Raw genomic sequence first — 24,082 nt, 5'->3', positions numbered from 1 at the left:
CGCGAGAAATAATACTTCCTTATTAAATCCCCGCGCATTTATTTATGGGGATTATCTTTTTACTTTTTACTTCTTAAAGTAGAGGTACGGTAATGCCCATAGGTGTCAAATTAACGCGCAACCATTGTCAAGACTCAATTTTTAATTCCATCGCCTACCATCAAGCTCCGCGTTACCCCACCCCAGTTTTGTCTAAAGCCAAAACTTCCCCTCCCCTTGGCAAGGGGAGGGGTTAGGGGAGGGGTAAAATGCTTGTGGGGTAAGTGTTTTAACTTAAGTTTACACGTATGGGTAATGCCGTGCCCTTTTGAATATACATTAATCCTATTTAACCTGCGAATAAAAGCGACAAGGAAGACAGAAAGGACAAAGAGGACAAGGGAGATAAGTATTTGTGAATCAATTTTGGATGCGTGGATTTTAGATTTATTACCCGAATAAATTCGGGACTACCCTATGGGAACGCTACGGGAACATACGAGTTTAGATTTTAAATTTTTAATCTTCAATCCAAAATCTAAAATCTAAAATCTAAAATTCGGTGAATTATTTAGAATTGCTAGATTTGCAACCCTGACGCCAGACAGCGATTACTAGGAATTTTTACTTTTTCAAGAAATATTCTCAACCCAAACCTGTTGAGTGATACCAACTATTTTTTTGGGAATCATTGGTTGTAAGTACACCTTTCCCAGAAAAATAGGGGTATTATATGAAAATTGCACAAATTATTGACAAATGGACAATCTGGTGGCGACGAAGGTTGAGATTAAATATCAAGGCGAGATTTTTTTATTTGTGTGCGATCGCGCTTTCTCTGACATTCATCGCTAATGCTTGTAGTTTTGGGCAAAACCAATCTCTCCAACCACTGCGCATCGGAATTACCAGTTGGGTAGGCTTTGATATTATCCGCTATGCCCAACCCGCAGGCATCTTCAAGCAACGGGGATTAGCAGTGGAGTTGGTACAATTTGATAACCAGCAAGATTCTAGTCGAGCCGTGATTCGTGGCGGATTAGATGCGGCGTTTGTGTCTTTTTGGGATGCGATGCAAGTCGATCCAGGTAACGATAAACCAGCAGTATTAATGACAACGAATATTTCTGCTGGTGCAGATGGAATTGTTGCCAAACCAGCAATAAAATCTGTAGCAGATTTACGCGGTAAACAAGTAGGTGCAAAGTTAGGTACTGTCAATCATTTGATTTTATTAGAAGCTTTAAAAGCCCATAAAATCAAACCTGCTGATGTGAAAATTCTCGATTATTCCAATGAGGTAGCCGCCGAGAAAATTAAAACAGGTGCGATTGATGCGGCGGTGTTATGGGAACCAATGCTAGGGGAAACGGCGAAAAAAATCAAGGGCAATATCATTCATACTACTAAGCAACTAGACAGTCTGGTAATTGATATTTTGATGTCTAGCGACAGAACGGTGAAAGCGAAAAAAGCCGAATTCAAGCAATTTCTTTTAGCATGGTTTGATGTCATGCAGGCTGTAGAAACCCAGCCGAAAAAGGTATTTGACACTGTTGCGCAAACATTGGGACAAAGTAGTGATTCTTTTGCTGCTGATTATGCAGGATTAAAAAAAGGCGATATGACTTTAAATCGGCGGATGTTCGCCGCCGATAGTCGTCTCAATTCTGCAAAAAAAGAAATTATACAACTACTGCAAGCAGATCCGCGTCACGGAAGAGTTATTCGCCAAGATGTAGAGATTAATACCTTACTTATCAATGAAGCAATGGCGGGATGGAAATCATGAGCCAGTCAAATAAAAATCGCTTATCGCAGCAACTATTGATAGGTTTTGGTATTTCTCTGATTACGGTTGGCTTAACTACATTGGGATTTAACCACTTTTTGATTAAGTCACAACTAAGATATAAGCAAGAACAACGTGCCCAAACCATCACTCAAGGGGTGGCATTTTCCACAGAAGGATTAATCGAACTGGGAAATACGAGCATTATTAAACGCATCGTCCAAAATTACGCCACAATGGCCTCAGTGCTAGAAGTCGCCATTGTGAGTCCCGATGGACAAACCCTGGCTCGGAGTGGCGCGCAAGCAAAAAATCGCCCCTATGCCGCCATTTATCCACAATTGGCGCAAATTTTACAAGAGGCTGCACAAACAGGTATAGAAAAGAATTTTCGCACGCAAATAGATGGTAGACCAGTATTAGTGGAAATTTTGCCCTTTAGCAGCACATTATTTGCCCAAGAAAACCGACGGGGATTAGCGATCGCGATTCTTGATGTGAAAGAATTACAACAGCAAGCTTGGCAAACTTTCTCTACTTCTACCATTACCCTAGTCGTTGGCATGTCAGCAATTTTGGTGTTGATGACAATGATGATTCAGCGATTAGTTTTACATCCCTTGCAACGGTTGAATAAAGCCGTCACCAACAGTCCCAGCATTGACTATTTTGTCATGCCTAGCGGTTTGCCTAATAATGAAATCAAATTCCTGGCGCAGACAATTCAAGCAGCAGCTACCAGAGTAGAAGCTTATCAGCAACTGGAACAGGAAATAGCACAGCGCAAACAAGTTGAAGCGGCTTTACTAGAGTCAGAAGCACAACTACGACAGCAAGCGCAAGATTTAGAGAAAGCTATGCAAGAGTTGCAGCAAGCGCAAATACGCATCATTCAAACGGAAAAAATGTCGAGTTTAGGACAGCTAGTTGCAGGTGTAGCCCACGAAATTAACAATCCAGTCAGCTTTATTCACGGTAATCTCAATCATATTGAGGATTATACTCAAGATTTGTTGCAATTAATCCAGCTTTATTGCCAAAAATATCCAGATAATCCAGAAACTATCGATAAAGTAGCAGAAATCGACCTAGAATTTATCCAGCAAGACCTTCCCAAGCTGATAGGTTCAATGAAAACAGGTACAGAACGTATCCGGGGAATTGTCCAATCTCTACGCAACTTCTCGCGTCTGGATGAAGCTAAGTTGAAAATAGTAGATGTACATGAGGGGATTGAAAGTACCCTACTCATTCTCCAAAGCCGTTTTAACCCTAAACCTGGCTTTGCTGGTATCGAAGTCATTAAAGACTACAGCCAGTTACCTAAGGTGGAATGTTATCCAGGACAATTAAATCAGGTATTCATGAATATTTTGGCAAATGCCATTGATGCGTTAGAAGCATCAACTAGCCATCAATTAGCAGCAAAAAAAAATCCCCAAATTTCTATTGTTACCCAAGTTTTAGCAGACAAAGCCGTCTCTATTCATATTCATGATAACGGTTACGGCATGGATGAAACCGTAAAAGCGAAGTTATTTGACCCCTTTTTTACTACCAAACCCGTAGGTAAAGGTACTGGTTTAGGCTTATCTATTAGTTATCAAATAATTGTCGGCAATCACGGTGGTAAGCTGTACTGTAATTCTTTCCCAGAACAGGGTACTGAGTTTGTCATCGAAATTCCTATTTATCAGGGAAATCCCTAACTGCTGGGAGTAAATTTCCCAAATGACTAACTAATGAAAAATTTATGAGAATTGGCTGGCTTTGATAGTCTTTGATACTGTTGTAGTTAATTCATACCCAACAATCTTAGAATAATTAGGGTATGTTGAATTATGTAACAAAAATTTATGCCTCCTCGTTGGCCTACCAAACCCGATCGCCAAGACCCAGCTTACCGCAAAATAGATGACAGAATGAACTTTGCTGTTCATGTAGCGATCGCGGCGACGATAAACTCCGGACTATGGTTTTTCTACAATCTCAAAGCAGCTAACTGGGAATGGCTACCTTGGGTATCAGTCAGTTGGTTGGTGATTTTGTTAGTCCATTTTCTTTATATCAGCGCGATCGCCAATTATTCCGATACCCCACCCAAATCTACCTAAATATAGACCATAAATGCTAGGGCGATGTAACCTGTGACTGTAGAGTTAGCCCAGCCAATTGAGCGATAATAATAAAGAACCTGAGAGTTAGCGCTTTTCGTTGATATGGGGTGATTTTTATGGCTAAGACTAACACCACAGAAATGCTAGAAGCCCTAGCAGCTGAAATAGGGGAAAATGTTTACATAGACATTGCTAAGTGGCATCTTTATTTATCTAATGCCAAATTGCATACCGTTGTCGCCGAACAGCTATATCCCTTAATTACTTCCAATACGGTGAATGAAGACAGAGTTATCGCCGTATTAGCTGCAATTCCTGTGAAAATTGGTGGTGGCAGGAAAGAAATTCCCTTAATCGATTTACTACCCCTGCAATGTCAGGTAAGTTTAGTCGATATTCTCGAAAAATTCCAACGCGAGTTGTAACATCTCTACTTTCAGTGTCCCTAGTGACTTTTGCAGCATCCTCTTAGCAGAGGTGGAGGACATGAATACATATCAGTTTCACGATGAATCTAGCCTAGCCGAAACAGCCGAGAATCTAGGTAAAAAAGCTTTGGCCTTAGGTTTGATTCCTAGTTTTGTAGTGCGTTATTTTCCTGATAGCAGGGAATATTACATTCCTAACGAAACACAATCGGAACCTTTAACACCAGAAGAGGCATATATGCGGTTAAGAAAAATAGTGGAACAATCTGGTAAGGCTTAAATTCCCTATTTTCCAATTTTCAGGCAGAATTGGCGATATTTAAACATTAAATTCTGACCAATTCTCTCAAAACCCTAAACTACGCATTACGCATTACAAATTACAAATTACAAAGAGGTGAATTATATGTTTTTACAAACCAAAGATACCAATGATTTAATTAAAATTGTCGATTTTGAAGAATTGATCGATCCTAATAAAGATACCGTTCACGGTAAAGACCAAGAAGGTCAAGAAGAACAAGAAACAGATATCTTTAAAAAAGAAGAGTTAGTTTTTCCTTCAGGAGAAAGTCTTCCCCGTTGTTGGCTAGATGCTAATTATAGATAGGTTTTACCACATTAACGCTCTCAGGCTAGAAGCCTGGAGCTAAGGGACTTCCAACTAAAAAAATATTCCATCGCTGTGTATGCAGAGGAAGCAGAGGCAGCAGAGGAGAAAGAATCTGCCGCTATGAAAATGGGATAATTTATTTTCTGGAAGTCCCTAAACAAACAAAGCCTGCCTACGCAGGCTAAATTATAGCAATCCAATTTGAGTTGCAAACAGGATTTTTTATAAAACCGCCAAGACGCCAACGACGCAGAGGAAGAGAAAGCAGAGAATGTTTATAAATAATTTAGGATTGCTATATATATAGCTTCATCGAAGAAGGAAATAGAGAATAGAGAACTCTTAACAGTTTTCCTATTCCCTATTCCCTCTGGGAGTTAAGAGATTCCTAGTTCTATAAGTAGCAAGTTATGTGTTGGTTTTAAATCCACATACATTACATTCTGTTCCCTGTTGCCTGTTCCTTGTTCCCTCTTTAACTTGAATTGGTATTAGCTAAAAATGGGTAATAAATCGGGAAATAAACTATTACCCATTTTTAACTATTGCTCTATGAAATAGCTTTATCTTGGACTATTGCATCTGACTTTTCATTAGAAGAAAATGCTTTAGTGATCCAGGAAGTCAAAATGTGAGATAAAACACCCATAGGCCCGGCAAATAAACACAGGATCAGAGAATGAATTGTCCAAATACCTGTAGTTTGTCCTTGCCAATATATCCAACGCCCAACAAATAAATCCATCACTAGAAAATGAATCCAACCAGTAGCGGCGGCTGTTTCATCAGCAAAAAATTTGGCAATATCAGCTAACTGCGGATTAGATAAAGCTTGGGCATTTTCTGGGGTAATGCTGGTAACGAATAAATATACATAGGCTCCAGCTAAAGGTAAAAAGGGTATATATGATTCCATCACTTTTCGAGTGACTTTCCAATTAGGTAGGAGAATCATCAAAGCCCAAAAGGGTAATACAAAAAGATTGGCAACGTTAAATAATTGCGTGATGTCCATAGATTTGATTGCTTGTTATTGGTGACTAAATCTGCCACAAATTATCCTACTCCTAAAATGGATTCGTGGAGAAATATCACAGACAATAACACAGATAAGATGGGAGTCAGCAAGGCAATATTTGAGCAAATCCCCGTGGTGGTTAGCCGCAAAGCACGATTCCAAAGTATAAATGCGATCGCACCCGGGAAAATTGCCAAATAAAGGATTCCTAAAAATTGAGTATTTGTTAGTTCATAGCTGAATCCAAACCGAGGTATCATACATATTAAAAATAATAATCCAAATAAATTAAATAGAAACATCCCAATATCGACATCAATTTTTCTGTGTTTAATTAACACTGAAAATAATGCCCAGGATAAAGCCGCAGAGAAGCTGGAAATTGTCCCTAAATTCATGCCTATATTCAGTGATTTGCCTTGGGCAATCAAAATGTATAATCCGAGAAATTCTAAACAATTAATTAAAGCTGATTTTTTAGATATTGGTTCCTTAAAACATAAACCTGACAACAACAACATCAGTAATGGATATAGGTAAAAAATTACTACAACTTGAGAAGCGGGCAGAAGTTGATATCCTTTCAAATAGAAAATCTGTTGAATACCAAAACCAATTATTCCCGTAACTATAAAAAATCCAGGTTGTTTTTTGAATATTTTACTGCATTCCTGCATTTTTATCTGGAATAACAAGTTTATTCCTAAAATTAGAGTAGTAAAAAAGCCCACATAAACTGCTACAATAAAACTATCTAGTGTAGAAAATGTTAACTTAAAGCTAACTCCTAAAGTTGCCCATAAAGACACAGCCAATAATGCATATATCATTCCTCTAAGATGGTTTTTATAACTGGATAAAATCAGATTTGACATTAATTTGACCAAGATAAATTAGTCACTAAATATTAAAAGGAAACGGGTAAAAGAGGAAATAGTTTTCCTTTACCTGTTCCCTATTGTAGATTACCTCTTAATGCTGACTAACCTATAAAGCCACTAGTTGCGATTCTATCTCCGCAGATTTTAAATCGCGACCGATGAATACTAAACGAGTTTGCTTAGGTTCTTCTGGTTGCCAAGGGCGATCGTAAAATTTATCAAAGCGATTACCTACACCTTGCATAACTAAACGCATAGGTTTATTGGGGACAACTACAAAACCTTTAATCCGATAAATCTCTTGTTGATTTACTATTTGTTGTAGCTGTTGTTGCAGTTTTTCCGGGTCAAAAGCCCGGTCTAAAATAACATGAGTTGAGGTAATTTCGTCATCGTGATCGTGGTCTTCTTCTGTATCGTGATGACTAGGACGACTATCTAAATTATCTTCCACAGCCGCTTGCAAACCGAGTAAGATAGATGGATCGATTTGACCGCGATCGCTCTCGACAATCTTCACCACTCTGGGTAACTCTTGTTTAACTAACTCCTCAACTTGAGCTTTAGTTTCCGCATCCACCAAGTCAGTTTTATTTAAAACTACCAAGTCTGCACAAGCTAATTGGTCTTCAAACAGTTCTTGCAATGGTGTTTCATGTTCTAGACTATCATCAGCTTGCCGTTGGGCTGCTACCGCCTCAGGATTGCTAGCAAATGTCCCTGCTGCTACCGCCGCACAATCAACAACAGTAATTACCGCATCTACTGTTGCACCAGTGCGAATTTCTTGCCAACGGAAAGCCTTAATTAAGGGTTTAGGTAAAGCTAACCCAGAAGTTTCAATGATAATCGAGTCAATGCGATCGCGCCGCTTGAGTAACTCTTGCATCGTCGGATAAAACTCTTCTTGTACGGTGCAGCACAAACAGCCATTAGTTAACTCAAAGATATTACCGCCATCCTGACTATCTTCGGGACAAATTTGACAGGATTTCAGCAATTCGCCATCAATACCCAGTTCGCCAAATTCATTAACTAAAACCGCAATCCGGCGTCCTTGGTTGTTTTGTAGCAGGTGGCGAATTAGGCTAGTTTTACCACTACCTAAGAAGCCTGTGATCACTGTGACAGGAATTTTTGTAGCCATTGTTTAACGCGAATTTTGCCCAAAAGCCTTACTCGGCCTCTAAGTGCATTTTCCCCCATCCCCCCGTTGATTGGAAATCAGGACACAGATGTATGAAAGAGGACAAGGGAAGAGGCAGAGGGGCAGGGGGCAGGGTGCAGGGGGAGACAAGGAGGACAATTGTAGAGACGCGATTCATCGCGTCTGTGGCCAATGCCCAATGCCCAATGCCCAAATAAAATTTGGGGCAACTTCCTTGCGATCGCCTCATTTACTCAGGTGACCCCAGGGAAATTGCCCCGAGAATTTATCCAAATTGATTTGACAAAAAAATATTACTCAGCAGTAGCCAGTTCGGTGCTGCCACGGGCGCGCTTTCTGGTTAAGCTGTTGTACAGCATGATACCAATAGCTTTGATTAAATTACCTTCTAATTCTTTGAACATCTTCATGTTCATGCCAAAAGCAGCGTTGGCTTCTTCCACAATGCGATCGGCTGTAGCTTCATCGATGGGTAATTCATCTAAAGCTTGACGATACTTAGCTTTAAATGCCTTCTCGTCAGTAATATCTGCAAATTCATAAAATGCAGTACCACCTTCAGTCAGGTTCATTGCTGTTTGGGCAATACCTTTGAGGATTTGACCACCAGATAAATCACCTAGATAACGGGTGTAAGAATGGGCGATTAATAATTCTGGTTCTGTAGCAGAGATTTCTCTGATGCGTTGTACGTAAGCTTCCCCGGCTGGAGATAGCTGTACTTGTTCCCGCCAGTTAAAACCGTAGTAGTAACTCAGGTCTTCCTCTAAGGTTTGCTTCCGGTTGAGTTCGGTAAAATTAATTTTGCTAACAATCGGATGGTTCTGGTGCTTTTCCATTTCTTCTTCCATAGCTGAGTAGATGAAATAGAAATTACCAACTAGCTTGCGGTATGAGCTTTTCTCCACCACTCCTTTTAAAAAGCACTTGACAAAACCAACATTTTCTGCCATCGTATGGGCTTTTTTAGTACCTACACGCAACTTGCTTGCTAAATTGCTACTCATGCTAAATTTCTCAACTTTAAAAGGTCTACTACCAGAGTTTCGATTTATCAACGGCTAAATTAGGCCATTAAAACGTTACATTAGAACGATTTGATGAGAATTTATATTAAAAATCTTTAAGCTGACAGCATTTGCAGTTTGTTACACAGCAAATTGTCAGAATCTCTAGTTTAGGAAGATGATTCACCGTTTTTCTGAGCTAATTTTCTGATTTGCCACCATAACTGCTGATATTGCTGAAAATTAGCGGATGTGATGTTGAATACAGTTGATTGGTCTGCTACTGGCTTTTTGAGGCATGATTCACTAGGGAAAATATGGAAAAATTCCAGTAAAGGTTGCAGAGATTATTTATCAATTTCCCCTTCTCCAAGAAATTAAGGAATCTTCACGAATAACCAGAAAATTTAATAAGTATTTTCCCTGGTAAACAGTATTCTTATATTAGAGATATGCTCTAAATATCACAAATATATATAAGTAAGCGTGTTGATTTTAATGGGATAAAAAACAAAGAATCGCGATCGCCAAAACGGGTATCAGTAAATATGCAGTGATGCTGTACTACTTACCATCATCCTAAAACGGATAAAGGCGAATTTTTCAAAAATTACTATCAAGCAATTGGGGTCACAAGTAAGCATTAACACTGATAAATGTGATACCCGTGATTTTTATGATCTAGTTACTTATGCAAATTAAGCGGTAATAAGTCAGAATTGTTGAACAAAGTATAAAGTGCTATTCTCCTGTGTGATTGTGTGGAGTGTTTTAAGATATGGTTTCATCAATAACTCGAACTCAAAGCGGACTTAATGAAGTTTCTGCTATAGCAGACAATATTATCGCCAGTAATTTTGCCCCAAATTTAATATCGCTACCAAAAAATCCCTTATTCGGTACAGATGGGATTCGCGGGCGAGTAGGAGACTTACTCAATGCACCTTTAGCATTGCAAATTGGTTATTGGGCGGGGATTGTTTTACAGACTCACGCCAAGCGCTTAGGCCCTGTCATTCTCGGACAGGATTCCAGAAACTCCAGCGATATGCTAGCAATGGCCTTGAGTGCTGGGTTAACAGCAGCCGGAATTGAGGTTTGGTATTTAGGTTTATGTCCTACACCATGTGTTGCTTATCTGACAAGCATTACAGATGCTATCGGCGGGGTGATGATTTCTGCTAGCCATAATCCACCAGAAGACAACGGTATTAAAATTTTTGGTGCAGATGGTGGAAAGTTACCACTAGCATTGCAAGCAGAAATTGAAGCTGGACTGCGGGGTAATAAAGCTGTTATTGGTGTAAATAATTGCGGACGCCATTATTCGCGTCAAGAATTAGTGACAAATTATGGTGATGCGTTAAAGCAACCTTTGCAAGGTGCAGTAAATCTTCAGGGAATGAAGATTGTTTTAGATTTAGCCTGGGGTGCGGCTGTGGGGTTAGCCCCAAAAGTTTTTCGGGAATTGGGGGCAGAGGTTATTTGCTTGCATAATGAAGCAGATGGCGATCGCATTAATGTTGATTGCGGTTCTACCCATTTAGAAATGCTGCAAGCTACGGTACAAGAACATAACGCTAACGTTGGTTTTGCTTTTGATGGTGATGCCGATCGCGTGTTAGCTGTAGATAGTACAGGGAGACAAGTTAACGGCGATTACATTCTTTACCTCTGGGGACGCCACCTCAAGCAACAGCAACAGTTACCAGATAATTTGATTGTTTCTACCGTGATGGCTAACTTAGGCTTTGAAAGGGCTTGGGAAAAGCTAGGCGGAAAATTAATTCGCACTGCTGTGGGCGATCAATATGTGCAAGCCGAAATGTTACGCACTGGGGGAATGCTAGGCGGCGAACAATCTGGCCATATTTTGTGTCTGCATTATGGTATGACCGGAGATGGTTTATTAACAGCTTTGCATATAGCAGCTTTAATTAAAGAAGTTGGCGTAGAACTCCATGACATGGTAGACCAAAGCTTTCAGACATACCCACAACTATTAAAGAACGTGCGTGTATTAGATCGCGATCGCCGCATGGCTTGGAAAGATTGCGAACCTCTACAAAAAGCGATCGCCCAAGCCGAAACAGCAATGGGTGATGCTGGCAGAATTTTAGTGCGTGTTTCTGGCACAGAACCAGTTATCAGGGTTATGGTGGAAGCGGCCAATGCAGAATTGGCTCACCACTGGACAAATGAACTAGTTTCTCAAGTCCAGCAACACTTAGGATAAACAGTGCTGAAGTGCTGAGTTATACGTAATTCAGACTCAGCACTTCAGTACTGAAATCAATGGCGAAACCCCAGAAAAAATCTTCAAAATCCTCAAAATCGAAAAAGCGTAGGCGTAGCCCGCCGCAGGCATCGCAATCTGACAAACCTACCCTAAGCCTCAAAGAACAGCTAGCCCAAAAGCGCAAAGCTAACCTAGCAAAAAAAGAATTTATCAGTTTACTAACAACCGCCTGCGGTGGCGGTCTGTTCTTGGGGATAATACTGTTTGCTGCAGGTGGAATTAAAGCAGCAGTTCCCGCCGTTTTAGCAATTATTATTTTTTCCTTAGCTTACAAATATCCCCGCCAAGCTTTATTTGCTTTTATAATTTATGTCCCCTTTGGCGGAACTATTACTTATTACATCGGTAATAGCCCTATATTGCAATTAGCTAAAGATGCTTTTTATATTCCCGCCTTAATCGGAATTTGGCAAACTTGTCGCAAACAGGGGTTACCTTTCATTATTCCTAAAACTATTAAAATTCCCCTGTTTATTTTATTAGGCTTTTGTTTATTAACGTTGCTATTTATTAATGGTGGACAGCAGTTTAATCCGCCCCCTGTAGGACTATTAGAAAAACCACCGAAAGAAATACCTTTAGGCATGGGTATTTTAGGACTCAAAGTCTTTTTAGGCTATGTTCCCCTGATTACCTGTGCTTATTATTTAATTCGCAATCAAAAAGATTTTTTATTTTTATCTCGTCTACAAGTTGTCATCACATTAGTTTGTTGTACTCTCGGCTTGATTCAATATTTATTATTACTAACTGGTGTATGTCAGGGCACTAGAGGTTACGTAGGAGATGCCTTATTTAGAGCTACTTTAGAAGCGCGATGTTATTTTGGTGGCTCATTATTATATAGTCCCGAAGAAGGAGTAATTCGCCTTCCTGGAACTTTTGTAGCGCCTTGGCAATGGGCATGGTTTTTAATTTCTAGCACCTTTTTTAACTTTGCTACTGGCTTTACAGATCCAGCGATAATTTGGCGATTTATCAGTTTAGGTTCCCTAGCAGCAGTCTTTATTAATGCTGTAATTTCAGGACAGAGAATTGCCTTAGCATTAGTTCCAACATGCTTTATAGTGTTGCTATTTTTAACAGGGCAAATTGCCAACTTTAAACGTTTTATTCCCATCATTTTAGGATTGGCGATGATTCTGGGAATTGCAATGGTAAATAACCCAGAAGTAGTTCAAGAAAGATTGGATAGCTTCACTACTCGTTGGGAAGCTGCTCCACCCCAAGAGTTTATAATTCAGCAATTTAACGATACCGTAAACAATCTCGATAACCCGTTAGGAAATGGCTTAGGAAGAGCCACTAATTCGGCTCGTTCAATGGGGGAAACAAAACTTATAGAAACTTACTATCCTAAAGTAATTTATGAAGTGGGAATTTGCGGATTAATTGGCTTCTTACTTTTGGTTACTACTCTCACCAAAGCTAGTTTTAAAGCTTATCGTTCCCTAAAAAATCGGAACTTCCGAAGTTATGGTGCAGCTTTGTGGGTATTTATCATATTTATTAGCTATAACACCTATTATTATCCTCTAGATGTTGATCCAGTCGCCGTTTATTACTGGTTTTTCGCCGGAGTTCTGTTGAAATTGCCTTTAATAGAGCAACAAGATAAAGAAAATATATCAGCGCAATCGACAGCTAAAAGAAAGCGCTCCTTAACTTAAGCAATCATCTGAAAATAACTCATCTATATAATAATACCGTAAACTCTCGGAGGGCAGATAATTATTTGTAGATTAGGCTAGATTCAAGATTTAGTAAGTTTGAATTTAGACCAATTTTCTCTAAATTTTTAATGAATAATTGCTGGTTTTTATTAGCGTAATTGACATTTTATTAAAGAAATATCTCAAGTTATGTGCGCTAACTCATATCATGTCCGCTTGATTATTTACTAAATCTCAAGAACCACCCCAACAAAGTGATGCTTTGTTTCCCCTCCCCGCAAGCGGGGAGGGGATTAAGGGGAGCCAGCCGCGTGGGCGGGTTTCCCGACTTGAGCGGACTGGCGTGTGGGGTGCAGTGACTATGGGAATCATAACTAATTACCCGGACATGATATCAAACCAAAAAAATCCTAATACAGACTTTATGAAACAGGATTAACTTTAACTATTGATCTATAAAGAATTATGAGTGATTTACCTTTAATTTCTGTAGTTATTCCTACTTATTATCGGGAAGAAGCATTAAGAGATACTGTAGTAGATATCCTCAAACAAGATTATCCAAATTTTGAAGTTATAGTAGTAGACCAAACGCCAAAACATCAACCAGAAATTCAAAGTTACCTGGAAGAAATGACAACAGCAGGTAAAATAAAATGGTTACGTTTAGATTGGGCGAGTTTACCAGGGGCGCGTAATTATGGTATCCGTCGCTCACAGGGTGACATAATTTTATTTATTGATGATGATGTTCAATTAAAGCCAGAGTTTTTATCAGCCCATGTGAAAAACTATTTGCAAAAACCAGAAGTAGGGGCTGTTGCGGGACGAGTATTTGACAGAATGAAATTAGGCGATTCTGGGGGAGAATTGGAAATTGAATATCTTCCTCCCGAAGCAATGGAACCGGGAATTGCTTGGTATTACATAGATTTAGTCCACACTATTAAACCTCAGCAAGTGTTAACAGCTAGGGGTTGTAATATGTCTTTTCGGCGGGAAATTTTTAGTAAATATGGGCTGAGATTTGATGAAAGGTTTCGCGGGAGTGCTGTACGCGAAGAATCGGATTTTTGTTTGCGGGTGCGACAGACAGGATATAAGATTTGGTACGATCCAGAGGCTAATTTAGTGCATTTGGGTGAAGAGACTGGGGGTTGTCATGATATTAGTATGCGATCGCTCGAATATCAACTCACCTTTTACCACAATCATTTTTTACTCGGTCTGAAAAACCTCACGGTTAGCCAAGCTTTACGCCTTTACGCCCGTTTATTTGATTGTCACGTACTGGGACGACCTCCTTGTCATAAAAGCGGTTCTCCTATCAAAATCTTGACTCGTGGCTGTTTCTATATTTTGGGTTTTCTCAAAGCTGTATGGACTATCATTCAATCAATTTGGAATGATGGACAAATTTATAGTCGTCTTGACCAACAGAGTTTTAATTAATTTTTAAATATATAAACCCTGTTTTTTAGGGTGGGAATTACCCGCCTGATAAATTTTCCTATATTTATATTAATTATGAAAATTTTAATTGCTAGCCATACTTATATTGTAGACTTAAATTGCCAAAAATTACGCGCTTTATCTCAACTAGAACCAGGAATTGAGGTTACGGTTGTTGTTCCTAAAAGATGGCGACCTGGTGGTGTACAAAATAAAATTATCGCTACAGAATACCGAGATGAAGGTGCATTTAAAATTGTACCTATTGCTAATTTTAGCCAAAATCAGCAAGGATTACTCACATTTGGCACAGATTTAATCGCTTTATTACAACAATTTCGTCCCGATATTATCCAAGTAGAACAAGGTTCTAGAGGACTGGCTTATACTCAAGCGATCGCACTAAATTTACTTTTGGGTTTAAATGCCAAAAATATCTTTTTTACTTGGTGGAATTTACCCTATAAACTTAATTTACCAGTTGCTTTATTAGAAAAATATAACCTCAGTCACAGCGATGGGATTATTTGTGGTAATCAAGATGGTGCAGAAATATTCAGGCAAAAAGGCTATACAAGACCGATAAAGATTATGCCACAGTTGGGTGTAGATGAGCAATTATTTACTCCTCAACAGAAACCAGAGTTAGCTGCAAAATTAGGTATTTTACCTAGTGATTTTGTAGTCGGTTTTGTGGGTAGATTTGTGCCAGAGAAGGGTTTACTAACTCTTTTACAAGCATTAATTAGTATCAAGGATAAATCTTGGAAGCTACTGTTGTTGGGAAGGGGAGAGTTACAGACAGAATTACTGAAGATAGCCGCAGAAAATCAAATTCAAGAACGAGTAATTATTATTGAAAGTGTTCCCCATCATGCAGTACCTGAGTATATTAATTTGATGAGTACTTTAGTATTGCCATCAGAAACGACATATAAATTTAAAACTTTAACTGCTATTGGCTGGAAGGAACAATTCGGTCATGTAATTATTGAGGCGATGGCTTGCAAAGTTCCGGTGATTGGTTCTAATTCTGGCGAGATTCCCTATGTAATTGGTGATGCTGGTTTGGTATTCCCGGAAGGAGATTTTCAGGCTTTAGGGAGTTGCTTAACGCAATTAATTGATAACTCTGAATTTGCTATGAGGTTGGGGTATATGGGGTATCAAAGGGTGATGGATAAATATACGAATCAGGCTTTGGCGCGACAGCAGTTAGATTTTTATCAAGAAGTTGTTAATAGTAAGTTTTAATTTTAAACGCAAAGGGGCGCGGAGGTTTACGCAAAGGGGCGCAGAGAAGAGGTTTTGTTGGAGGGATGGATGAATTTATGAAAATATTACAGGTTGTTCCTTCTGTTTCTCTTGTTTATGGGGGGCCTAGTCAAATGGTGTTAGGATTGGCTCCGGCTTTGGTAAGGGAAGGTGTAGAGGTTACGTTAATTACTACTGATAGTAATGGTGATAGTGGACAAAAACCTCTGGATGTTCCGTTAAATTATCCTGTTAAACAAGATGGGTATGAAATAATTTATTTTCGTTGTGCGCCGTTTCGTCGTTATAAATTTTCTCTAGATTTACTTGCCTGGTTAAAATGTCATGCTGGTGAGTTTGATTTGGCTCATATTCATGCTTTATTTTCGCCTGTGAGTAGTGTAGCTGCGGCTATCTGTCGTCAGCAAAATTTACCTTATATTTTGCGCCCTTTGGGAACTCTCGATCCGGCTGATTTACGTAAAAAGAAATTATTAAAACAGTTATATGCAGCTATTATTGAAAAGCAAAATTTGGTTGGTGCATCTGCAATTCATTTTACTAGCGATCGCGAAGCTAAAACATCAGCAAAATTTGGGGTAAATACGCAAGATTTAGTAATTCCTTTGGGTGTGATTCCGCCTAAATGCATCAACGAACAACAAAAGAGTTTAGTACGCCATCAATTAGGGATTCCGAGTGATTTACCTGTAATATTATTTATGTCGCGGATTGACCCGAAAAAAGGGTTAAATTTGTTAATTCCCGCCTTAGAAAAACTATTAGCGATTGGTTGTAATTTTCATTTTGTCTTGGCTGGAACAAATCCCCAAGATCCCGATTATGAACAAAGTATCATTACAAAAATTCACAATTCACCACTGCGATCGCACTCTACAATTACAGGCTTTGTCACTGGCGAGCTAAAAGCTAGTTTACTGCAAGCTGCTGATGTGTTTGTCTTACCTTCCTATTATGAAAATTTTGGTATTGCTGTGGCTGAGGCGATGGTAGCAGGAATCCCTGTGGTAATTTCCGACCAAGTGCATATTTGTCACCAGATACAGGAAAGTCAGTCAGGGTGGGTAGGTGGACTAGATATAGAAGTACTAGTAAATTTATTGCAAACTGCTTTAGAAAATCCCCAAGAACGCCAACGTCGGGGAGTAAACGCCCAACAATATGCACTACAAAATTATAGTTGGGATGCGATCGCCCGCCAAACTATCGCCGCATACCAGGAAATCTTAGGAAGACAAGGGAGAAATAAATCATTCAAGTCAACCCTTACATAAGCATACCTTCTGCCTTTTCATTGAGCTTTTTTAAGGGAAATTACATAACATCACATTTTCTTTCGCGTCTCTTAACCCGATGGGGAAACCGGGGTTTTATGTCACGTTTGCGTAGTAGAATACTTAATGCCTTCTAATTACAAGGAAGCTCTCATGACTCTGCGTCTAGGTGATACAGTACCCAACTTTACTCAAGCCTCTACACATGGCGATATAGATTTTTATGAATGGGCAGGTGACAGCTGGGTAGTGCTGTTTTCTCACCCTGCCGATTTTACACCTGTTTGCACCACCGAATTAGGGACGGTTGCTAAACTAAAACCAGAATTTGACAAGCGCAATGTCAAAGCGATCGCTCTCAGCGTTGATGATGTAGAATCTCACAACGGATGGGTGGGTGATATTGAAGAAACCCAAAGCACAACTCTCAACTACCCAATTTTGGCAGATGCAGATCGTAAGGTTTCTGACCTGTACGATATGATTCATCCCAATGCTAATGCATCTGTGACAGTGCGATCGGTTTTTGTCATCGATCCCAACAAAAAGCTACGTCTGAGTTTCACATATCCCCCCAGCACAGGACGCAATTTTGATGAACTGTTGCGAGTCATCGATTCTCTGCAACTAACAGATAATTACAGCGTAGCTACACCAGCTGACTGGAAAGATGGAGATGATGTAGTAATTGTCCCCTCTTTGAAAGATCCAGAAGTGTTGAAGGAGAAATTCCCCAAAGGTTACGAGGTAATCAAACCTTACTTGCGGATGACACCCCAGCCTAACAAGTAAGTCTGAAAATCATTTCCTCTTATCTGTTTTTAAGGCGCGAAGGTAAAACTTTGCGCCTTTGCGTCTTTGCGTGAGAATAAAGATAAAAGTTAGTCCTGATACCATAAATTCGTCAAAGAAAGAATAAACCGCCAAGTACGCCAAGTAAGAAGAAATTCAGAGACTTTTTCGTAGAACTCAGAGAGTTTTCTCAATATTAATCCGATAAAATTGTATAAGCTTCATTAATTAATCGCATCTTTTCTTGAGCTTGTTTTTGTAATTGTGGCTGATTCACATATAAATCTGGATGCCATTTTTTCACTAAGCTTTTATAAGCCTGTTTCACTTCATTAATGGATACACCAGGCTGTAAACCTAAAATACTATAAGCGCGAGTAATTTTATCTTTTTCGGCTTGAGTTTTCGGTTGCTGCGGTGCTTTATTACTTTGGGATGTATTCTGCTGTTGTTTGTTAGCTTGATAACCAGGAGAACGCATTTCAGCTTTCATTCTAGCTATCTCCTGATCGATTTCCCAATTGCGAAAATTTGTGTCTACTTCTGCGGGATTGGGTGAGGTTGAAGCTTTGGGTGGAGGAGATGTATTAACGCGCTGATTTGAATTGACTTGATTAGTCTCAGCAGTTTTATAGGAATATCTATATGTTGAGGATGTAGAATTATTCGCTTTTTCTTTTTGGGAATAAGTTGTTTGCTCCTTTTCAACTGGTGGGGTATATGGTATGTATTTAGGTGTTTCTCGATAAGGTTGATAATTTGTCGGTATTTTAGCCTTACTTAACTGTTGTACTAATTGATTAAAACTGATTTGTAATTGCTGTAAATCTTGTCTTTTATGAGCAATTTCTAGCGGTTCTGGACTACCAGAAAAACGAGTTACCCTTTTAGCTTTATACTCAAATTCTGCTAAAATCGCTAATCCTTGATTGCTCAATTCAGCAAAATAATCTTCAGTCACGCCTATGCAAATTTTCGCAACTTGTTGATGATAAGATTCCTGCGCTGATTTATCGTCAGTTTCTTGAATATTTTTGTTTAATAAATAAGAAATACTCCCAACTACCGCCGCACCTACAGGCCCCCCTAATAACCAACCAATACCACCACCAACTGCAATAGCACCAGCAGGTTCTGCTAAATCATTATTATTCCCTGGCTTTGGTGGTAATGTAATTTGTGGTTCGCTAGGTAAGGGAATAGATAAATCTTCTGGCCTTTCTTCTTTAAAAAACTCGTAAGCTTGATACAGCCATTTCATGATATTTAATTGTAACTCGCTGAGGTCTTTTTTTAAAGTCCCTATTTGCCAAGTTTTAAATTTATCTTCTGCGATTGCAACTGTAGCATCAGTTTGATATTTCTTCAGCAGATTGGGTAATTCTAGCCAATTGCGTAATTCAGTTATACTTTTATTTAAGCCTTGTTGAATTAAATTAGCGGCTTTTTGTTTAACTTCAATTTTTGCATTCTCTTTCTCATCAAAAGACTTAACTTCCTTGAGCAGAGGTTCAATTTTTGCTTGTAAATTTAATTGAATTTGGGAAGCGATCGCCTGTACTCTCGGTAATCGCACATCGCCCCGATTTTGTTGTAAAATAGTGACTATATTTTGCAAAGCTGCTTCAAAGGTGGCTAACCCACTACTCGTAGCACCAGCAGCATCACCTTTTAATCTTGCTCTTAATGCAGGTAACGCATCTACACGATATAAATTACTAAATCCTGACGGTAATTCAGCGCGAAAACTTTCCGCAACAAATAACAGGCGATTTTGTACTTGCTGTTGTTCTTCAGGTTCTAGCAAGTTAATAAAATTAGCAACGAAAATAACTGTTTTAATACCCCTATCTAGTAGCCAATCGCGCAGGTTTTCACGTTCGCCTAAAGTCATTAACTTGCGTGCATCAAGTAATTGTACTACCAAATCTGTAGATAACAGGCGATCGCGTACTAAAATATCTTGGGCTTCGCGATCGTTTGTTCCTGGTAAATCTAATAATTCTATACCCCTAGCTAAAAACGGATGGGGACAAAAAACTTCTACAGATGCTACATCTTGGCGCATCTGTCTGTTACCATCCAAAATTGCATACTGCTGTAAAATTTCGGTACCGCTACGATAAATTTCGGTACCATCTCTTAACATAATTCGCGTGCGTAAATCGCTACCATATTTAACAGTAATCGCCGCGCCTGTGGTGGGAATTAAATCAATTGGTAAAGTGCGATTTCCTAAAATGGCATTTAATAAGGTAGATTTACCATGATTAAAAGGGCCAAATACCGCAATCTGAAAGTTAGGATTAGTCAGATAATGAGAAATAGTATTAATATCTTGAGCTAGTTGTGAGTTACGCTCTAAATTTAGCAATTTCGATGTTGATTTCAGCGCAGTTACTAAATCCTGATAACTTTCAGATTGTTTTTGCATAGTTTTCTAATTTTATGCTGTGTATGCAAATATGATTTTGGATTGATATACACAGGTAAACACAGATTTTTATGGATATACATCTGTGTTTATCTATTATTTATTTAACTAACCGCCAAGTACGCCAAGTACGCCAAGAAGAATATAGAGAAAATCCTACCTGTGAGAAAGATGAGGATTTAACTATAGTAAGCGATTAAGTTACTATAGGCAGCTTCAATTTTTTGCAATTGCTCTATCACCTGTTCCTGCAAATTTTTCAGCCGCTTTAATTCACCTTCGCGATTAATCTCTTGTGTGGCTTTTTGCTTGAGGAGATTATCTAATTCCGATTTGCGAGATGTGATATCGTCGTTAATTCGCTTGCTCACTTCTCTTTCATAAACATCAAAACATTCTTTAACTGCATCATATACAGTTTGTGATTGCTCGTGAGCTACTTGGGGTAGGTGTTTAACTAACTCTTTCTTTGCGGTTTTTACTAATTCTTTCCGTGCTTGATCTGCTTGGAGAAAGCCTACACCTAAACCTAACAATGCAAAGCCAATCGGCCCCAGAAAAATACCTGTTACTGCTGTAATTATACCGCCAATACCAATCACAGTGAAGTAATTTAATAAGATATTTTTCCAATCAAATCCTGCGCCAGCTAACGCTACACCAGCTAAATTACCTCGCGATAAAGATAACAACCCCATCGCCCATTTTGCCCATCCGGGAGAGTTATCATCTTCAGTAGTAGCAGATGCATGTACTTTAACTTGTTGTCCGGTTAATTTTTCGGTAATTTGGTCTGTAACTTGGCTATAAGATGCGCCATATTGTGCAGCACTGACAGAAAGTTCTCTAAATGCGCCATTGATATCTTTTTCTGCTGTTAAAGTCCAAGCCGAAAATTTATCGGTAATGTATTGTTCAAACGCTTTTTGCAAAGCAGTATTAAAAGCATCTCGCTTTCCACTACTGAGAAAATCGAATAAATTTAACTCTGGTTGATAGCGTAAGAAATCTGTTTCAAAGGTATCACCTAAGCCTAAAACATAGCTGCGGAATGATTCAGAAATTTTTCTCGCTTGGGTGTCTCTGGTGTTGATAATTTCTTTTTGAAATTGATCGCGGATATTTGTCAACTTTTTAAATTCTGGTTCTACAGAATCAATTTTTTGTTTCAATTCATTGACATCTTTATCCAGCAATGGTAAACGTCTATCTATAGCTTCGCGAGTGTGATTGCAAGCTTGTCGCGCTAAGGTTCTGACTTGTCGCAATTCTGCGATCGCGCGTTCTCTGGTAAGAAATGTATTCAAGGCTCCCATAAACTCATGAAAGCCCGTTCCAGTTAAATCAGCTTCTGGATTTTTTAATCTTTTTCTCAGTGCTTGAATTGAAGAAAGTTCAAATACACGCTCATTGTAAATACTCTGTCCATCTACATAGCAATATTCTGCCAAATTCGCCTGAAATACTTGTCTCAATCTCGCTTCGGCGGCGCTTAATTCTTCCACATCATCAGGATCTATGAGTGATTCTTTTACCTGATCCCAAGCATTAATTAAAAAGAAAACACTCAATCCTCGACCTTTAATGTAATTTTCTAGATAGCGACGCTCACCTAAAGTACAAGGTTGAGATGCTCTCATGACAAACAAAATTGCATGACAATTATTGACATACCCTAAAGATAATTCATTCCGCGCTTCTGTATCATTTAACCCAGGACTGTCAACAATTTCAATACCCTTTTCTAAAAGAGCTAAGGGATATTCAACCACAGCATAATCAACATCAGGAAAAGCTTGTTTTTTCTCCTGTTCTAATTTCTTCGCTTCTGCTGGGTCGATAGTATATTTATATTTAAAGCTTTGAAAATCTAGCTGTTGCGGACTTTTCCCATCATTAAAGTGAATTGTGACTTTTTTCTCCGGCCCGTAGCGTAAAACTGTTAATACAGCAGTACAAGGATTCACATCGCTGGGTAATAAATTCTCACCAATTAAGGCGTTAAGAAACGTACTTTTACCTCGTTTCATATCGCCTAATACTAATAGGCGAAATACACCTTTTTGCAGATTTTTACTAGCTGCTGTAATATCTTCAATATCTCGTTCTAAACTCAGTTTACCAGAAGAAGATTCACCAGCTAATTCTGCTTGATTAATTGTGTCAGCAAGTTGGCTCAAACATACAGCCATTTTTGCTCTGACTTGCGCCACACGTTCTAAATCGTTGAGAAATCTGTCAGCCGCAACTTGATTAGTCATATTGACTCTCTAAATTAAGGTTTATTTTTGGGAGATTCCAGAAACAGCTTGTAAGCCATCCAAACCAGCGCGCCAAACATTACAATTCCCGCGACAGCAGCAGCGATCCTCGCAGCAACCAAAACCGCCACGCCAAGTCCAAAAAGCTGTAAACCAAGAATGGCTTTTTTCATCCAAGGTTGAGAGAACTTTTCTGACGGATGCTTGACAGTTTTATGAAAAGGTGCATTAGAAGGATTGAGATCCGCTTCCATTTCCCGAAGTCTTAATTCCACTTCGCGCTGTCTGAGATCGCGTTCGCGCTGTTCTAAGTCATGATTGCGATCGCCTTCCATTGGTTTCCACCTCGTTGACGATAATGAGATATTTTCAGTACTTATAACCGTATTTATGTATTTTATTTTACTAATAAATAAAATACCTCAGTATAATTTCTATTTTCATGACAATTCTTAACAACACAATTGCTCAGATATATTAAATTTCACCACTTGAGCCTGCTTTTTCGGAATTTTTAGCTTTATTCCCCAACCCAGTAGATAAGGTGAAGACATGAGATAAACACCTGACAATTGTAGAGACGCGATTAATCGCGTCTCTACTACTGACCATTGACAAATGATATGTAAAATGGTCAGCGTATCTCGCTCAATGTAGGCGATCGCTCATGGCTATGACAAAACGGCAAATGCCGTCATTTTTACGCTTTCCCAAAAATCCGAATCTTTCTCAAGTGTTAATGTTGATCGGGTTAGCCATTACTCTATTTTTTATCTTCCTAGCGTTCTTTGCACCCGTATTTCAAGCTTGGGGATGGCTACAAAGTCCCACAGAGTTGTTAAATAACCCCGTTTACGATCCACCTTCCGGTAAATATTGGTTTGGTACTAGTCTTTTAGGACATGATGTTTTTTCTCGAACCATCTTTGGCGCTCAAGCTGCTTTGCAAGTAGTAATTTTAGCTACAGCCTTGAGTATGCTAATTGGTGTGCCTTTAGGCATGGTTAGCGGCTATCTCGGCGGCAGATTAGATAAAATCCTGCTGTTTATTATGGATAGTATTTATACATTGCCTGGATTACTACTATCAGTAACACTGGCATTTATTGTGGGGCGGGGAATATTAAATGCTGCGATCGCTATTAGTATTGCCTACATTCCCCAATATTACCGAGTTGTGCGCAACCACACCGTCAGCGTTAAAACCGAAGTATTTATCGAAGCGGCGCAAGCAATGGGCGCTTCTACTTGGACTGTGCTATCTCGCTATCTATTTTTCAACGTTATTCAAAGCGTACCTGTATTATTCACCCTCAACGCCGCCGATGCAATTTTAGTTTTAGGCGGTTTGGGATTTTTAGGTTTAGGATTACCAGAAACCGTTCCCGAATGGGGAAGAGATTTAAAACTAGCATTAGAAGGATTATCCACAGGGATTTGGTGGACTACACTGTTTCCCGGTTTAGCAATGACATTAATGGTAGTAGGGTTATCACTACTTGGTGAAGGTTTAAATGAATTTGTCAATCCGCGTTTACGACGACAGAATAGTATTCGGAAATAATTTAGCTCGTTGTGAACATTAATTAGTACACAGACCAATTTTGGATTTGGAGATT

At 39.1% G+C, this 24,082-nt stretch carries 21 protein-coding genes; 14 read left to right on the top strand and 7 right to left on the bottom strand.

The features are described from left to right. Positions 1-712: 712 nt before the first annotated feature. From AACW45_RS08665 to AACW45_RS08640, 6 genes are all read left to right on the top strand, one after another. On the top strand, positions 713-1,771 hold the full coding sequence (locus AACW45_RS08665; protein WP_190632610.1) for an ABC transporter substrate-binding protein: 1,059 nt from the start codon (positions 713-715) through the stop codon (positions 1,769-1,771). After that, on the top strand, positions 1,768-3,480 hold the full coding sequence (locus AACW45_RS08660) for a sensor histidine kinase (RefSeq protein WP_242045495.1): 1,713 nt from the start codon (positions 1,768-1,770) through the stop codon (positions 3,478-3,480). The genes AACW45_RS08665 and AACW45_RS08660 overlap by 4 nt, the downstream gene beginning before the upstream one ends. A gap of 147 nt (positions 3,481-3,627) precedes the next feature. Further along, positions 3,628-3,885, top strand: a complete 258-nt coding sequence (locus tag AACW45_RS08655; RefSeq protein WP_096644196.1) for a 2TM domain-containing protein — start codon at positions 3,628-3,630, stop codon at positions 3,883-3,885. 119 nt (positions 3,886-4,004) lie between these two features. Continuing rightward, on the top strand, positions 4,005-4,313 hold the full coding sequence (locus tag AACW45_RS08650) for a DUF3181 family protein (RefSeq protein ID WP_096644197.1): 309 nt from the start codon (positions 4,005-4,007) through the stop codon (positions 4,311-4,313). 61 nt (positions 4,314-4,374) lie between these two features. Beyond that, the gene (locus AACW45_RS08645) at positions 4,375-4,596 is read left to right on the top strand and encodes a hypothetical protein (RefSeq protein ID WP_190538640.1); all 222 of its coding nucleotides are present in this window, start codon (positions 4,375-4,377) and stop codon (positions 4,594-4,596) included. A gap of 126 nt (positions 4,597-4,722) precedes the next feature. Then, positions 4,723-4,926: an acetyltransferase gene (locus AACW45_RS08640; RefSeq protein WP_190632608.1), complete on the top strand. Its 204-nt coding sequence runs from the start codon at positions 4,723-4,725 to the stop codon at positions 4,924-4,926. 553 nt (positions 4,927-5,479) lie between these two features. Here the strand turns inward: AACW45_RS08640 and AACW45_RS08635 are convergent. The 4 genes from AACW45_RS08635 to AACW45_RS08620 all read right to left on the bottom strand — a co-directional run bounded on the left by AACW45_RS08635 (position 5,480) and on the right by AACW45_RS08620 (position 9,003). Next, positions 5,480-5,944, bottom strand: coding sequence for an ABA4-like family protein (locus AACW45_RS08635; RefSeq protein WP_190632607.1), 465 nt, complete (start codon positions 5,942-5,944; stop codon positions 5,480-5,482). A gap of 41 nt (positions 5,945-5,985) precedes the next feature. Then, positions 5,986-6,822, bottom strand: a complete 837-nt coding sequence (locus tag AACW45_RS08630) for a DMT family transporter (RefSeq protein WP_206758469.1) — start codon at positions 6,820-6,822, stop codon at positions 5,986-5,988. A 112-nt stretch (positions 6,823-6,934) separates the two neighbouring features. Continuing rightward, entirely contained in the window at positions 6,935-7,975 is a 1,041-nt protein-coding gene (gene cobW / locus AACW45_RS08625; RefSeq protein WP_190632605.1) for a cobalamin biosynthesis protein CobW, read from the bottom strand. Between the two features lie 314 nt (positions 7,976-8,289). Further along, entirely contained in the window at positions 8,290-9,003 is a 714-nt protein-coding gene (locus tag AACW45_RS08620) for a biliverdin-producing heme oxygenase (protein WP_190632604.1), read from the bottom strand. 778 nt (positions 9,004-9,781) lie between these two features. Here AACW45_RS08620 and glmM point away from each other — a divergent pair. The 6 genes from glmM (at position 9,782) to AACW45_RS08590 (ending at position 17,768) form a co-directional block, all read left to right on the top strand. After that, complete coding sequence (glmM, locus tag AACW45_RS08615; RefSeq protein WP_190632603.1) at positions 9,782-11,239, top strand: phosphoglucosamine mutase; 1,458 nt, start codon at positions 9,782-9,784, stop codon at positions 11,237-11,239. 59 nt (positions 11,240-11,298) lie between these two features. Then, positions 11,299-12,972 (top strand): hormogonium polysaccharide biosynthesis protein HpsL, encoded by a 1,674-nt coding sequence (gene hpsL, locus AACW45_RS08610; RefSeq protein ID WP_190632602.1) that lies wholly within the window; start codon positions 11,299-11,301, stop codon positions 12,970-12,972. Positions 12,973-13,440: 468 nt separating this feature from the next. Further along, a complete protein-coding gene (gene hpsN / locus AACW45_RS08605) occupies positions 13,441-14,427 on the top strand; it encodes a hormogonium polysaccharide biosynthesis glycosyltransferase HpsN (protein WP_190632601.1) in 987 nt (328 codons plus the stop codon). Positions 14,428-14,502: 75 nt separating this feature from the next. Continuing rightward, positions 14,503-15,681: a hormogonium polysaccharide biosynthesis glycosyltransferase HpsO gene (gene hpsO, locus AACW45_RS08600; RefSeq protein WP_190632600.1), complete on the top strand. Its 1,179-nt coding sequence runs from the start codon at positions 14,503-14,505 to the stop codon at positions 15,679-15,681. Between the two features lie 77 nt (positions 15,682-15,758). Continuing rightward, a complete protein-coding gene (gene hpsP, locus AACW45_RS08595; protein WP_190632599.1) occupies positions 15,759-16,976 on the top strand; it encodes a hormogonium polysaccharide biosynthesis glycosyltransferase HpsP in 1,218 nt (405 codons plus the stop codon). 153 nt (positions 16,977-17,129) lie between these two features. After that, positions 17,130-17,768 (top strand): peroxiredoxin, encoded by a 639-nt coding sequence (locus tag AACW45_RS08590; protein ID WP_190538618.1) that lies wholly within the window; start codon positions 17,130-17,132, stop codon positions 17,766-17,768. Between the two features lie 196 nt (positions 17,769-17,964). Here the strand turns inward: AACW45_RS08590 and AACW45_RS08585 are convergent, their stop codons facing one another. After that, on the bottom strand, positions 17,965-20,202 hold the full coding sequence (locus AACW45_RS08585) for a dynamin family protein (protein WP_190632598.1): 2,238 nt from the start codon (positions 20,200-20,202) through the stop codon (positions 17,965-17,967). 71 nt (positions 20,203-20,273) lie between these two features. Here AACW45_RS08585 and AACW45_RS08580 point away from each other — a divergent pair, with 71 nt between their 5' ends. Beyond that, the gene (locus tag AACW45_RS08580; RefSeq protein WP_277880345.1) at positions 20,274-20,402 is read left to right on the top strand and encodes a hypothetical protein; all 129 of its coding nucleotides are present in this window, start codon (positions 20,274-20,276) and stop codon (positions 20,400-20,402) included. On the opposite strand, the gene AACW45_RS08575 is transcribed toward AACW45_RS08580, so the two are convergent. Together AACW45_RS08575 and AACW45_RS08570 are read right to left on the bottom strand one after the other, a co-directional pair. After that, positions 20,382-22,463, bottom strand: coding sequence for a dynamin family protein (locus AACW45_RS08575; protein ID WP_190632597.1), 2,082 nt, complete (start codon positions 22,461-22,463; stop codon positions 20,382-20,384). The genes AACW45_RS08580 and AACW45_RS08575 overlap by 21 nt on opposite strands. 14 nt (positions 22,464-22,477) lie before the next feature. After that, positions 22,478-22,798: a DUF3040 domain-containing protein gene (locus AACW45_RS08570; RefSeq protein WP_190538614.1), complete on the bottom strand. Its 321-nt coding sequence runs from the start codon at positions 22,796-22,798 to the stop codon at positions 22,478-22,480. Between the two features lie 332 nt (positions 22,799-23,130). On the opposite strand from AACW45_RS08570, the gene AACW45_RS08565 reads away from it, so the two are divergent. Further along, a complete protein-coding gene (locus tag AACW45_RS08565; protein WP_190538613.1) occupies positions 23,131-24,027 on the top strand; it encodes an ABC transporter permease in 897 nt (298 codons plus the stop codon). Positions 24,028-24,082: the final 55 nt, after the last annotated feature.

Source organism: Calothrix sp. FACHB-168 (assembly GCF_963889195.1).
In the GTDB taxonomy this organism is placed as follows: Bacteria; Cyanobacteriota; Cyanobacteriia; order Cyanobacteriales; family Nostocaceae; genus Aulosira; species Aulosira anomala_A.
This window is presented reverse-complemented; position numbering and strand designations above follow the sequence as displayed.

Bases quoted from the DNA above. Each gene is read 5' to 3' on its own strand.
- cobW (WP_190632605.1), bottom strand. From the start codon at position 7,975: ATGGCTACAAAAATTCCTGTCACAGTGATCACAGGCTTCTTAGGTAGT.
- AACW45_RS08655 (WP_096644196.1), top strand. From the start codon at position 3,628: ATGCCTCCTCGTTGGCCTACCAAACCCGATCGCCAAGACCCAGCTTAC.
- hpsL (WP_190632602.1), top strand. From the start codon at position 11,299: ATGGCGAAACCCCAGAAAAAATCTTCAAAATCCTCAAAATCGAAAAAG.
- AACW45_RS08635 (WP_190632607.1), bottom strand. From the start codon at position 5,944: ATGGACATCACGCAATTATTTAACGTTGCCAATCTTTTTGTATTACCC.
- AACW45_RS08630 (WP_206758469.1), bottom strand. From the start codon at position 6,822: ATGTCAAATCTGATTTTATCCAGTTATAAAAACCATCTTAGAGGAATG.
- glmM (WP_190632603.1), top strand. From the start codon at position 9,782: ATGGTTTCATCAATAACTCGAACTCAAAGCGGACTTAATGAAGTTTCT.
- AACW45_RS08565 (WP_190538613.1), top strand. From the start codon at position 23,131: ATGGCTATGACAAAACGGCAAATGCCGTCATTTTTACGCTTTCCCAAA.
- AACW45_RS08590 (WP_190538618.1), top strand. From the start codon at position 17,130: ATGACTCTGCGTCTAGGTGATACAGTACCCAACTTTACTCAAGCCTCT.
- AACW45_RS08575 (WP_190632597.1), bottom strand. From the start codon at position 22,463: ATGACTAATCAAGTTGCGGCTGACAGATTTCTCAACGATTTAGAACGT.
- AACW45_RS08570 (WP_190538614.1), bottom strand. From the start codon at position 22,798: ATGGAAGGCGATCGCAATCATGACTTAGAACAGCGCGAACGCGATCTC.
- AACW45_RS08640 (WP_190632608.1), top strand. From the start codon at position 4,723: ATGTTTTTACAAACCAAAGATACCAATGATTTAATTAAAATTGTCGAT.
- hpsP (WP_190632599.1), top strand. From the start codon at position 15,759: ATGAAAATATTACAGGTTGTTCCTTCTGTTTCTCTTGTTTATGGGGGG.
- AACW45_RS08660 (WP_242045495.1), top strand. From the start codon at position 1,768: ATGAGCCAGTCAAATAAAAATCGCTTATCGCAGCAACTATTGATAGGT.
- hpsO (WP_190632600.1), top strand. From the start codon at position 14,503: ATGAAAATTTTAATTGCTAGCCATACTTATATTGTAGACTTAAATTGC.
- AACW45_RS08620 (WP_190632604.1), bottom strand. From the start codon at position 9,003: ATGAGTAGCAATTTAGCAAGCAAGTTGCGTGTAGGTACTAAAAAAGCC.
- AACW45_RS08585 (WP_190632598.1), bottom strand. From the start codon at position 20,202: ATGCAAAAACAATCTGAAAGTTATCAGGATTTAGTAACTGCGCTGAAA.
- AACW45_RS08665 (WP_190632610.1), top strand. From the start codon at position 713: ATGAAAATTGCACAAATTATTGACAAATGGACAATCTGGTGGCGACGA.
- AACW45_RS08645 (WP_190538640.1), top strand. From the start codon at position 4,375: ATGAATACATATCAGTTTCACGATGAATCTAGCCTAGCCGAAACAGCC.
- hpsN (WP_190632601.1), top strand. From the start codon at position 13,441: ATGAGTGATTTACCTTTAATTTCTGTAGTTATTCCTACTTATTATCGG.
- AACW45_RS08580 (WP_277880345.1), top strand. From the start codon at position 20,274: ATGGATATACATCTGTGTTTATCTATTATTTATTTAACTAACCGCCAA.
- AACW45_RS08650 (WP_096644197.1), top strand. From the start codon at position 4,005: ATGGCTAAGACTAACACCACAGAAATGCTAGAAGCCCTAGCAGCTGAA.